This is a genomic window from Streptomyces sp. SID13726 (assembly GCF_010548375.1).
Taxonomy (GTDB): Bacteria; Actinomycetota; Actinomycetes; order Streptomycetales; family Streptomycetaceae; genus Streptomyces.
The window spans coordinates 690,944-703,361 of record NZ_JAAGLY010000003.1; the positions used below are offsets into that span (position 1 = coordinate 690,944).

Genomic DNA, 12,418 nt, shown 5'->3' on the forward strand with positions numbered 1-12,418 from the left:
CGGGGACAGTGACAGGGCCGGGGGCGGGAGGTCACGCAGAGGCGCGGCGGACCAGAGTGGTCGGCAGGACGACACCGGCAGGTGCGTCCCCTCCGCCCCTCCCGCTCCTTCCGTCGAGGTCCCGCAGGAGGAGGCGGGCCATCAACCGGCCCATCTCCTCGATGTCCTGACGGACCGTCGTCAGCGGCGGGTCGGTCTGTTCGGCGACCGGCAGCATGTCGTCGAAGCCGATCACCGCCACGTCCTCGGGCACCCGGCGCCCGTGCTCGCGCAGTACGCGCAGGGCGCCGGAGGCGGTGAGGTCGTTGGCGGCGAACACCGCGTCCACGTCGGGGCACCGGTCGAGGAGTTCCCGCATCGCCCGCTCCCCTCCGGCGGGGGTGAAGTCGCCCCGCACGACGAGTTCCGGGGCGGCGTCGCCCATGACGTCCCGGTAGCCCTCGAGCCGGTCCGCCGCGGAGGTCTGGTCGAGGGCGCCGGTGATGTGGGCGACACGGGTGCGGCCGAGGTCCACGAGATGCCGTACGGCCTCCCGGGCGCCGCCGCGGTTGTCGCTGTCGACGTACACGACATCCCGGCTGCCCTCGCTCCAGCCGGGCCTCCCGCCGAACACCGTGGGGACACCGGCCCGTTGGATCAGGCCGGGCAGCGGATCGTCGAGGTGCAGCGAGAAGACCAGGGCGCCGTCGACATGCCCTCCGGCCAGATACCGGCCCACTCGGGCGTGATCGTCCCGCCCCTCGGTGAGCAGCAGTACGAGCTGGTTGTCGTGTGCCGTCAACTCCTTGCTGATGCCTCGGAGTTGCAGTGCGAAGAAGGGGTCGGCGAAGACCCGGGTCTCCGGCTCGGCGACGACCACGGCGACCGCGCCGTGCCGCCGGGTCACCAGGCTGCGAGCGGCCTGATTGGGCACGTACCCGAGCTCGTCGACAGCCCTGCGCACCCGCTCCACCAGCGGCTCCCGCACCCCGTCCCCGCCGTTCACCACCCTCGAGACGGTCGCCCTCGAAACACCGGCCCGGGCCGCCACGGCCTCCAGAGTGGGACGCGGCGCTGTGTCGGTCACTTCGGGGCTCCTCGTCGGCGGGGTGCGGATCAGGATAACGCCGGGTCGGGGGTGTTGTGAGAGCGCTCTCGCCGGGTGAGAGCGCTCTCGCCGGGTCCTGGAGGAAGCGGCGCCGGAGCGGCCTGCTCAGGCCAGCAGGTCCACGCGCCGGCCCACCCCCTCCCGCTCGGCCCGTTCGTACGCCGTCCAGGCGAGAGCGAGGTCCTGCCAGGGCAGGCCCACGGGTGAGTACACCGTGCGGTCGGTGTCCCGGGTACGGCCCGGGTGTTCACCCCGCAGCACCTCGGCCAAGGTGGTGTCGGCGGGGGTCGGCAAACCCGCGCTCGCGGCGAGTTCGCGGTCGTCGACCACCAGCAGGGCCGATTCCAGGAGATCGGCGGCCAGTTCGGCCTTGCCCGGTTCGTCCACGCCCAGGCTCGTGAAGTGTTGGCCCGGGCGCGTGTCCGCCAGGCTCAGCAGGGGCTGTCGCGACCAGGTCGCCGCCAGCACGATGTCGGCGGCCCCGGCGATCTCCGGCGCGGACGCCAGGACCTGGCCGCCATGCCGTGCGGCGAACTCGACGGCACGGTCGGGGGACGTGTCGTGGACGAACAGGCCGCCGCGGGGTCGTAGGGCCGCGAGTCCCCGTAGCGTCAGTTCGGCCTGCGCCCCGGCGCCGATCACCCCCACCACCGAGCCGGGGCCGGCGAGCAGATGTGTGCCGAGTGCCGCCGCGAGCCCCGTCCGCCACGCCGTGACCGTCGCCGAGTCCAGCAGGGCGAGCAGCTCTCCGTCGGCGCCGCTGTGCAGACAGATCACCCCGCGCAGGGCGGGCCGGGCAGCCGGGCACTTGGCGTTGGCCTTGACCGTGTAGGCCGGGACGCCGGGCAGCAGGCCGGGCATGAGCACGGTGGCCGTGCCCGGGAACGGCAGGTCGGTGCGCACCCGTCGGCCCGTCCGGGACACGGCGTCGGCGTGCCGGAAGCCGTCCCGGAGGATGTCGAGACAGGCCGCCGGCTCCAGTACCGACTCCAGATCACCGCGGGTGAGGAGAAGAGTCACCCGCCCATGATTCCTCAGTGCTGGTGCTGCACCGTGTGCCCGGCGTGCTCATGCGGCTCATACCCAGGAATCGTGCCGTCCGTCTTCTTCACCAGGAACAGCCCCACCATCCCCATGTCGGAGTGGCTCTGGACATGGCAGTGGTACATCCACGCGCCCGCTCCCACCCCCTCCCCCGCGATCACCTGGAAGCCGAAGGAGTCCGCCGGGCCCACGATCTTGTTGTCGATGACCTGGCTCGGGTCGTCGGGGCCGGTGAGCATGCCGGTGCGGTTGTCCGCCCAGCGGTGACCGTGCATGTGGAAGGTGTGGTAGTACTCGCCGTGCGTGATCATCACGAACTCGACCCGATCACCCACCGTGGCCTCGAAGTCGGGCCCGGAGTGCGGCGGCTTGTTGTTGATGAGCATGTCGTTGAAGACGATGGTGTGGGTCGCGTCCGGGAGCACGTCGCCCTTGCGGCGGACGATCACCGGGCCGTAAAGGCCCTTGCGGATACCGGTCGTTCCGTGTTCCGTGCCGACCACGTGGTCGTGGTAGTGCCAGTAGCCCGCGCTGCCCGACCGCCAGGTCCCGTCGCCGCGCCGGCCGGGCACATGCGTGCGCCAGGTGTAGGTGCGGGTACCGCCGGGCTCTACGTCGCTCTTGTTCAACTTCGTGCCGTCGCTGGAGACTTCATAGTCGAGGCCGTGGACGTGCAGGCTCGCCCTGACGTCCATGGTGTTCTCGAACTCGATGTGCAGGGTGTCGCCCTCGTTGAGCTCGATGAGCGGCCCGGGGATCGTCGCCTTGCCTTTCTCGAAGCCGTAGCCCATCTGCCCGTCGGCGAGCTTCTCGGCGTAGAGCTTGATGCGTCTGACCTCACCGCCGGGCGGAGCGATCTGTGCCGGACCCGGGTCGCTCCGGGCCTCCGGCGCCATGGACAACGATGTCGCGACGGCCGCGCCGCCGAGCAGCACGCGTCGGTTGAAGCCTCGTCTGTCGAGTCCGTCCATGCGGAACTCCCCACCCTGATACGGATATTGCGGAGACGTACCTGTGATGAACCTGTGAGACGGTACCGGGCCCGCAGCCGTTTATCCACACTCAGGACAAAGTTTGTGCGATCCCGGTCATAGGTATTGGCGGGTGAGGCAAAGGGGTCTAGCTTCCTTGGCGCTGTTGCTGTGACCGAGGAGGTGCCCATGCACTTACGAGGGTTGAGCGCGAGAAGCGGAGGAAGCGCGAGAAGACGGGTGTGGACGGCCACCGTGACCGCGGGGGTCTTGGCCGCCGGGCTGATGTCCGGACCCGCGGCGGGCGCGCTGCCCGCTCCCGATCCGACCGCGACAACGATGTCCGTCAAGTCGCCACCGGGCGGCGGAGATGTGAGGGTGCTGGTCTTCTACGGGTCCGCGGCCGGCGGGGAGGAATCACCGGTCGTCAACGCCGGGATCGCCGCCGTCGAGAGGATCGGGCTGTCCGGCCCGGCGAACCAGCGGTTCGAGACCGAGGCCACCGACGACGCCAGGGTCTTCACCGACGAGCAGGCGCTGGGGAGTTACAACGCGATCGTCTTCCTGACCGGCGGCGGCGATGTCCTCGATCCCGACCAGGAGGCCGGTCTGGAGGCGTACATGGAGGCGGGCGGCGGTTTCGTCGGCATCCATGACGCGGCCCGCGCCGAGCCGTACTCCGACTGGTTCACAGGCCTCGTCGGGGCCCGCCCGGCCGCCTCCAGTCCAACGGCCGTACAGCGGGCCACCGTCGAGGTCGGCGACCGTCAGCATCCGGCGACCAAGGACCTGCCGGTGCAGTGGAAGCGCCCCGACCAGTGGTTCAACTGGACGAAGAACCCGTCCGGCGAGGTGCACACCGTGGCCCGGGTGCGCGAGTCGACCTACCAGCCCGGCGCCAGCGCCAACGGCTGGGACCACCCGGTGAGTTGGTGCCGGGACTACGACGGCGGCCGGTCCTTCTACACCGGTATGGGCGGCACGGCCTCCTCCTACGACGAGACCGACTTCCGCGCCCATCTGCGCGGCGCGCTGCTGTGGACCTCACGGCTGGTACAGGCCGACTGCAAGGCGACGATCAACGGCAACTACCAGGCGGAGCGCCTCACCCAGCCCAACCAGGCGGGCCGGAACGACCAGATAGGCGAACCGCACGGCCTGGTCACCGCGCCCGACGGGCGGGTCCTGTACATCGGCCGGGGCGGCGCCGACTCCTCCCAGCCGGTGGTGACCGACTGGAACAACCCGGACATCGGCAAGGGCAAGGGCGAGATCCACGTCTACGACCCGGCGACCAAGAAGGTCACCCTGGCGGGCGAGTTGACCGTCTTCGGCAACAAGGGCGGCGGCGACGAGCTGGTCAAGGTCGAGGAGGGGCTGCTCGGCATCGAGCTCGACCCGCGCTTCGAGGAGAACGGCTGGGTGTATCTGCACTACACCCCGCACTCTCGGCTCAACCGGGACACCCAGATGGCCGAGCGGCGGGTCTCCCGCTTCACGCTCGACCTCGCGACGAACAAGCTGGACCTGAACAGCGAGAAGGTGCTGCTCAAGTGGCCGGTGCAGGTGCACAGTTGCTGTCACGCGGGCGGCGGGATGTCCTGGGACTCCAAGGGCAACCTGTACATCGCGACCGGTGACAACAACTCCAGTGGCTTCAGCGGCGGTTACTCCGGCAACAACCCACAGCCGAACTACAAGGGCGTCTCCTTCGCGGACGCGCGCCGCACCGCGGGCAACACCAACAACCTCAACGGCAAGATCCTGCGCATCCACCCGGAGGCCGACGGGACCTACACGCTGCCCGAGGGGAACCTGTTCACCGGCAAGGAGACCGCCGAGGGCGGTGGCAAGACCCGTGGCGAGATCTATGTGATGGGCGTCAGGAACCCGGCGCGCATCTTCGTCGACAGGAAGACCGACGTCCTCTACGCCGGCTGGGTCGGCCCGGACGCCGGCTCGCCGTCGACGACCTGGGGCCCGGCCAAGTACGACACGTTCGCCGTCATCACCAAGGCGAGCAACCGGGGTTGGCCCTACTGCATGGGCAACAAGCAGCCCTACCGGGACCGCAACCTGCCCAACCCGGACCAGCCGCTCGGCTGGTACGACTGCGACCACCCGAAGAACGAGTCGCCCAACAACGACGGCCTGGTGAACCTCCCGCCGGTGACGGGCAACAACATCTGGTACTCGCCCCAGGGCGGCGCCCCGGACTACCCCAGGGACGCGAACGGCATCCCGTCCTACAAGCAGGCGGAGGCCAAGTACCTGCTGCCGTGGCTCAAGGGCGGCGGCCAGGCGGCGATGAACGGGCCGGTCTACCGCTACGACACCAGCAGCCCGAGCACGGCCAAGTGGCCCTCCTACTGGGACGGCAAGTGGTTCGTCGGCGACTTCTACGACGCCGACCAGCCGCGCAACGCGGTCATCACCGATCCCAAGACCCACGGCGACGGCGGACTGCCCGTGCACTCCGAGTCGCTGAAGAAGATCGTGCCGATCGGCAACGACGGCATCAAGAACCTCATGGACTGGAAGTTCGGTCCGGACGGCGCGCTGTACGTCCTCGACTACGGGCGCGGCTTCTTCACCTCGGACGCCAAGTCGGCGCTGTGGCGGGTCACTTACAAGGGCGGCGGACCCACTCCGGCCGCCGGACAGCTGGCAAGGGGGGCGCAGTGAAACGCCGACTCACACGACAACGAAGAGCCCTGACCGTCCTGTTGGCCGCGCTGCTGATGATGCTCGGCCTCCAGTCGACCTCCTCGGCCCGCCCCGAAGCGGCCCCGGCCGCCGCGGCCCAGACACTCACCTGGACCGCCGGCGACGACATCACCAAGTACAACTCGGTGCCGACGACCGCCGTCGCGGGCACGGCCACGATCGTCTTCGAGAACAGCACGGCCACCGGCAACACCACCGGTATGCCGCACACGTTGACGTTCGTGACCAGCGACCCCGAGTTCAACGACGACGTCCAGCTCAACATCCTCGCCAACCCGAACGACGACATGGGCGGCCGCCACACCGCCGAGGTCACGCTCACCCCGGGCCGGTACTTCTACCACTGCACGATCCCGGGCCACGGCCAGATGCAGGGCATCCTCGTGGTGACCGAGGGCACCGGCGAGGACACCACCGCGCCCGCCACGGCGGCCCAGGTGACCGGCGCGCAGAACGCGCAGGGCCAGTACGTCGGTTCGGCGAGCGTGGCGGTCACGGCGACCGACGAGAGCGGCGGTTCCGGCGTCGACCGGATCGAGTACGCGCTCGGGGACACGGGCGCCTGGCAGCCGTACACCGCGCCGGTCGTAGTCGACCAGGCAGGCGACCACGAGGTGCGCTACCGGGCCGTCGACAAGGCGGGCAACGTCGCCGCCGAGAAGAGCGTCCGGTTCACCGTCGTCCCGCCGCCCTCCGACGACGCCGTCCCGCCGGACACCTCGGCGACGGTGAGCGGCGAGCGGAATCCGGACGGCACGTACGTCGACATGGCCACGGTGACCGTGTCGGCCTCCGACACCGGCAGCGGGGTCAACACCATCGAGTACGCGGTGAACAGCGGGAGTTGGCAGCCGTACACCATGCCCGTGATGGTGCACCAGCTCGGCGACCACACCGTGCGCTACCGGGCGACCGACAAGGCGGGCAACGTGGCCGCCGAGAAGAGCGTGCGGTTCACGGTGGTCGCGGCGCCGCCGCAGGACACCACCCCGCCGGTGACCGGCGTGACCGTGGACGGCACCCGCAACTCCGACGGGGCGTACGTGGGCAACGCCAAGGTGACCGTGAGCGCCACGGACGAGGGTGGTTCGGGTGTCTCCGGTGTCGAGTACTCGATCGACGCCGGGCCCTATCTGGCGTACACCGCTCCGGTGGTCGTCGACCGGGCGGGCACCCACACCCTCGCGTACCGGGCGACGGACAAGGCGGGCAACACCGCGGCGGCGCGCACGGTGACCTTCACCGTAGTGTCCAGTCAGGTGCCGGCGCCCAACTGCGCCGAGTTGGACGAGCGGTTGACGGTGATCGTCGGCACGGTCGACTCCGGGGTGCCCAACCGGATCACCAACAGCCGGTGCCGGATCAACGAGTTGATCGAGGACGAGAAGGAGTGGACGTCCCACGCGCTGTTCCTCAAGCACGTGAAGACCGTCCTCGACAAGCTCTTCCGGGAAGGTGTCATCGACGAGCGCGAGTACGACGCCATCGACGCGGCGGCCCGTGAGTCCGGGATCGGCAAGCCCGGACAGACCGACGGCTACCGCACGATCCTGGACGGCAGCGCGGCCTCCTTCGCCAAGTGGCAGCAGGTGGGCGGCGGTTCGTTCGCACCGAACGGCGACGGGACGATCACCAGCGGCACCACGAGGCAAGGGCTCGGCATGCTCTGGTTCCCGGAGCGCAAGTACGGCGACTTCTCGCTCAAGCTCCAGTGGCGGGACGACGCCCCGGGCACCGGGAACGCCAACTCCGGTGTGTTCGTGCGGTTCCCGTGGGTCCACGACCACCCGGAGGAGTCCCGGCCCGAGTGGGTCGCCATCGAGTACGGCCACGAGGTGCAGGTGTTCGACCGGCCGGACGGCGACATGTACAAGACCGGGTCGGTCTACGGCTTCGACCGGGTGGGGCTCGCCGGTGCCGGCGTCACCCAGAAGGGCACGTGGAACGACTACGAGATCCGTGTGGTCGACCAGCACTACTCGGTCTACCGCAACGGCGTGCTGATCAACGAGTTCGACAACATCGGCGGCCAGGACTTCTACCCGCCCCGCTCGGACGACCCGGGCACGGACGGACGGCGGTTCGCCTCCGGCTACATCGGACTCCAGGTGCACAGCACGACGGACGTGGTGTCGTACCAGGACGTCAGGATCAAGGAGCTGTAGAGAAGCCCCCAACCCCTACGAGGACTGCTTCTTGGCGCGGCTCGGCTGTACCCGCTTGGGCTCCCCCGGCATCTTCGGATACTCGGGCGGGTACGGCAGATCGCCCAGCCCGTGGTCGTGCTCGTCCTTGCGGGCGAGTTCCAGCAGGTGCTCAAGGGAGAAAGCGTGATCGTCCATGTCCGCGTGCACGTCGCCGAGTTCGGCGAAGCGCGCGGGCATGGTCGCGATGTCGAAGTCCTGGGGGTGCGCCTCACCGACCTCCTCCCAGCGCAGCGGCGCGGAGACGGGGGCGTGCGGGCGGGGCCGTACGGAATAGGCGGAGGCGATCGTGCGGTCGCGGGCCGTCTGGTTGTAGTCGATGAAGATGCGCTCGCCGCGCTCCTCCTTCCACCACTTGATGGTGACGCGGTCCGGCATCCGGCGTTCCATCTCCCGCCCGACCGCGATGGCGGCCCGCCGCACCTGGGTGAAGGTCCAGCGCGGTTCGATGGGCACGAAGACATGCAGTCCGCGTCCGCCGGAGGTCTTGGGCCAGCCCTTCAGGCCGCCGAACTCCTCCAGCACGTCCCGGAGTTCGAAGGCGGCGCGCACCGCGTCGTCGTAGTCCGTGCCGGGCTGCGGGTCCAGGTCGATACGGAGTTCGTCGGGGCTGTCCACGTCGTCGCGGCGGACCGGCCAGGGGTGGAAGGTGAGGGTGCCGTACTGGGCGGCCCACAGGACCGCGGCCTCCTCGGTGGGGCACATCTCGTCGGCGCTGCGGCCGCTGGGGAAGGTGATGTGCGCGGTCGGGATCCAGTCGGGCATGTTCTTGGGCGCCCGTTTCTGGAAGAAGTTCTCGCCGGTCACCCCGTCCGGGTAGCGCTCCAGGGTGGTGGGGCGGTTGCGCAGGGCGCGCAGGATGCCCGGGGCGACGGACTGGTAGTAGCGGGCGAGGTCCAGCTTGGTGAAGCCGCGCTCCGGGAAGAAGATCTTGTCCGGGCTGGACAGCCGTACCGTCCGGCCGCCCGCCTCCAGTTCCACCGCGTCACCCATGCGGCCACGGTAGGCCCGTGGAGCGAAGCTCGCATATCAGGCGAAAAGCAGCACCGCCCAGCAGAATCAGGTCCATGGATCTGCCGGTGATGCCCCCTGTGAAGCCCATGCTCGCCAAGTCGGTGGCGAAGATCCCGCCGGGCATGCACTACGAGGCGAAGTGGGACGGGTTCCGGGCGATCGTGTTCCGCGACGGCGCCGAGGTCGAGCTGGGCAGTCGTACCGGAAAGCCGCTGACCAGGTACTTTCCCGAGCTGGTCGAGGCGCTGCGGGAGCGGCTGCCCGAGCGGTGCGTGATGGACGGGGAGATCGTGATCGCGCGGGAGGGACGGCTGGACTTCGACGCGCTGACCGAGCGGATCCATCCGGCGGCCTCCCGGGTGCGGACGCTGGCCGAGCGGACACCGGCCTCCTTCGTCGCCTTCGACCTGCTGTCACTCCAGGATGAGTCCCTGCTGGACGTCCCGCTGACCGACCGCAGGCAGCTGCTGACGACGGCCCTGTCCGGGGTCTCGGCCCCGGTGCACCTCGCGCCGGCGACGACCGACATCGACGTGGCCCAGCGGTGGTTCGAGCAGTACGAGGGCGCGGGTCTGGACGGGGTCATCGCGAAGCCGCTGACCCTGCGCTATCTCCAGGACGAGCGCGCCATGTTCAAGATCAAGCACGAGCGCACGGCGGACGTGGTGGTGGCGGGCTACCGGCTGCACAAGAGCGGCCCGATCGTCGGCTCCCTGCTGCTCGGCCTCCACGACGACAAGGGCACGCTCCAGCATGTCGGGGTGTCCGCCGCGTTCCCGATGAAGCGGCGCGCCGAGCTGATCGACGAGCTGGAGCCGCTGCGCATGGCGGACGCGTCCGGGCACCCGTGGGCGGCCTGGGCGGAGGAGGCCGCGCACGAGAGCGCCCGGCTGCCCGGGGCGCCGAGCCGCTGGTCGGGCAAGAAGGACCTGTCGTGGGTGCCGCTCAGACCGGAGCGGGTGGCCGAGGTGGCGTACGACCACATGGAGAACGGCGTACGGTTCCGCCACACCGCCCGCTTCCGCCGCTGGCGCCCCGACCGGACCCCGGAGAGCTGCACGTACGCGCAGCTGGAGGAGCCGGTGCGGTACGACCTGGACGAGATCCTGGGCTGAGCCGCGGGTCTACGGCTTCATCAGCACCTTGACCATCCCGTCCCGCTTCTTCTGGAACAGCTCGTACGCGCGCGGGGCGTCCGACAGCGGCACGTGGTGGGTCGCGAAGTCGTCGACTCCGAGCAGGTCCTCGTCCGTCAGGAACGGGATGATCTCGTCGCTCCAGCGCCGCACGTTGGCCTGGCCCATCCGGATCTGGATCTGCTTGTCGAACAGGGTGAGCAGGGGCAGCGGGTCCGCCATGCCGCCGTAGACCCCGGTCACGGAGAGCGCGCCGCACCAGCTCGATGGCGGTGTGCAGGGCGGCCAGCCGGTCGACGCTGAAGCGTTCGGCGAACGGTCCGCTCAGCCTTCGGGGCAGCAGCGCCGAGGCCTGCTGGGCGAGCCTGGCGGCGGCGCTGCCGTGGGCCTCGGTGCCGACCGCGTCGATCACGGCGTCCGGGCCGCGTCCGTCGGTCTCGTCGCGGATCGCCCGGACCAGCTCCTTCTCGCTGTCGAAGCTCCTGAGGTCGTACGTCTCCACGCCCCACGCGCGGGCCCGCCGCAGCCGCTCCGTCACCAGGTCCACACCGAAGACGCGCCCGGCGCCGCGCACCTGGGCGACCCGGCACGCCATGTCGCCGATGGGCCCGAGTCCGAGCACCGCGACGGAGCCGCCCTCGGGGACGTCGGCGTAGGCGACGGCCTGCCAGGGGGTGGGCAGGACGTCGGAGAGGTGGACGAAGCGGTCGTCGGGCGGACCCTCCGGGACCTTGATGGGCCCGAACTGCGCCTGCGGGACGCGCAGATACTCGGCCTGAACGCCCGGGACGGAGCCGTAGAGCCGGGTGCAGCCGAACAGGGCGGCGCCCATGCCCGCGCTGGTGACCTGGGCGGTCTCGCACTGGGTCGGCAGCCCGGTCACGCACATCCAGCAGTTGCCGCAGGCGATGAGGATGTCGCCCGGTGTCATGAACGGGGTGAGCACCTCGTAAAGGTGCACGTACGTCCCGCCTGCCCTGCCAGGTGACTGCCTTCATCGCCGGGCGCTCCCTCCGTCACGTCCGCGTGTGGGTCCTGGGGTCGGCGCCCCGGGGACCCGGGGCGCGTCCGCCGAACCGTGTCCCAGGGCCGTTCGGCCTACTCGACGCGACTAATCAGAAACAGACGGGTATGGGCACCAATGAACTTATAAGCGCACAATCGATAACACGAGACGGGTGGTACGGCGGGCATGGTGGGTATGGGACACGGGACGCGCACACGACGCGTCCGTACGGCGGCGGTGCTGCTGACCGCCACGGGCCTTTTCGCCGCGGGCTGCACGGGAGCGGGTACCCCCCGCGTCCCGGCCGACGACGGCCGCGGACAGCTGCACACCTCGGAACCGAGCGCGTCCGGACAGAGCCGGGCGGCCGACCGTCCCGCGCTGCTCGCCGTGAAGATCGACAACGTCCGGGCGGCACGGCCGCAGGCCGGCATCGACTCGGCGGACATCGTCTACGCCGAGCAGGTCGAGGGCGGTCTCAGCCGTCTGATGGCGGTGTTCGCGACCCGGCTGCCGAAGACTGTCGGCCCGGTGCGCAGCGCCCGTGAGTCCGACCTGGAGCTGCTGCGCCAGTTCGACGACCCGACGCTCGCCTTCTCCGGCGCCCAGCGCAAGCTGATGCCCCTGATCAACCGGGCGCCGCTGGACGCCAGGACCCCGGAGCAGGCGTCCGACGCCTACTTCCGCGGCAGCGACAAGGCCTCGCCGCACAACCTCTATGTGCGCCCGAAGCGCCTGATGCCCACCACCCCGGGCGCGGCGGCGCTGACCACCGGCTTCCGCTACGGCGCCGCGCCCGCCGGCGGCACCAGGGACACCTCGGAGACGGTCCGCTACCCGGCCGCCCGCTTCACCTTCAGCTGGTCCGAGAGCCGTCGGCGCTGGCTGGTCTCGATGGACGGCAGACCGGACACGACGTCGGACGGGAAGCGGCTGGCGCCGGCCACGGTCGTCGTGCAGTACGTGAAGGTGCGCCCGTCCGCCTTCCACGACTTCCTCGGCAACAACACGCCGTACACGCAGACGGTGGGCTCGGGCCGGGCGAAGGTGCTGCGCGACGGCCGCGCCTACGACGTGAACTGGAAGCGGCCCAAGGCCACCGACGGCACGGAGTTCACCACCAAGGACGGCGCGCCCGTGAACTTCGCCAAGGGCCAGGTGTGGGTCGTGTTCGCGAAGGCGTCGTAGCGGCTCACCACCGCAAGGCCTCGTGGCGGCTCACGACTGCG

Annotated in this window: 8 protein-coding genes and 1 pseudogene; 4 read left to right on the top strand and 5 right to left on the bottom strand. The window is 70.2% G+C overall.

Annotated elements, in window-relative coordinates:
* Positions 1-31: 31 nt before the first annotated feature.
* From G3I78_RS10430 to G3I78_RS10440, 3 genes are all read right to left on the bottom strand, one after another.
* Positions 32-1,066 carry a LacI family DNA-binding transcriptional regulator gene (locus G3I78_RS10430; RefSeq protein WP_164422710.1) on the bottom strand — a complete coding sequence of 345 codons (1,035 nt, stop codon included), beginning with the start codon at positions 1,064-1,066 and terminating at the stop codon, positions 32-34.
* Between the two features lie 126 nt (positions 1,067-1,192).
* Complete coding sequence (locus G3I78_RS10435) at positions 1,193-2,107, bottom strand: ornithine cyclodeaminase family protein (RefSeq protein WP_164422712.1); 915 nt, start codon at positions 2,105-2,107, stop codon at positions 1,193-1,195.
* 14 nt (positions 2,108-2,121) lie between these two features.
* Positions 2,122-3,102, bottom strand: a complete 981-nt coding sequence (locus tag G3I78_RS10440) for a multicopper oxidase domain-containing protein (RefSeq protein WP_164422714.1) — start codon at positions 3,100-3,102, stop codon at positions 2,122-2,124.
* Positions 3,103-3,291: 189 nt separating this feature from the next.
* Here G3I78_RS10440 and G3I78_RS10445 point away from each other — a divergent pair, with 189 nt between their 5' ends.
* Together G3I78_RS10445 and G3I78_RS10450 are read left to right on the top strand one after the other, a co-directional pair.
* Entirely contained in the window at positions 3,292-5,787 is a 2,496-nt protein-coding gene (locus tag G3I78_RS10445; RefSeq protein ID WP_203614737.1) for a ThuA domain-containing protein, read from the top strand.
* 56 nt (positions 5,788-5,843) lie between these two features.
* A complete protein-coding gene (locus G3I78_RS10450; RefSeq protein ID WP_164423105.1) occupies positions 5,844-7,994 on the top strand; it encodes a family 16 glycoside hydrolase in 2,151 nt (716 codons plus the stop codon).
* A gap of 15 nt (positions 7,995-8,009) precedes the next feature.
* Here the strand turns inward: G3I78_RS10450 and ligD are convergent, their stop codons facing one another.
* On the bottom strand, positions 8,010-9,026 hold the full coding sequence (gene ligD / locus G3I78_RS10455; protein WP_164422718.1) for a non-homologous end-joining DNA ligase: 1,017 nt from the start codon (positions 9,024-9,026) through the stop codon (positions 8,010-8,012).
* Between the two features lie 74 nt (positions 9,027-9,100).
* Between ligD and G3I78_RS10460 the strand changes: the two genes are divergently transcribed.
* Positions 9,101-10,162, top strand: a complete 1,062-nt coding sequence (locus G3I78_RS10460) for an ATP-dependent DNA ligase (protein ID WP_164422720.1) — start codon at positions 9,101-9,103, stop codon at positions 10,160-10,162.
* A 9-nt stretch (positions 10,163-10,171) separates the two neighbouring features.
* Here G3I78_RS10460 and G3I78_RS10465 read toward each other — a convergent pair.
* A pseudogene (locus G3I78_RS10465) lies at positions 10,172-11,181 on the bottom strand (zinc-binding dehydrogenase).
* Between the two features lie 203 nt (positions 11,182-11,384).
* Between G3I78_RS10465 and G3I78_RS10470 the strand changes: the two are divergent.
* The gene (locus G3I78_RS10470; protein ID WP_164422722.1) at positions 11,385-12,377 is read left to right on the top strand and encodes a DUF3048 domain-containing protein; all 993 of its coding nucleotides are present in this window, start codon (positions 11,385-11,387) and stop codon (positions 12,375-12,377) included.
* Positions 12,378-12,418: the final 41 nt, after the last annotated feature.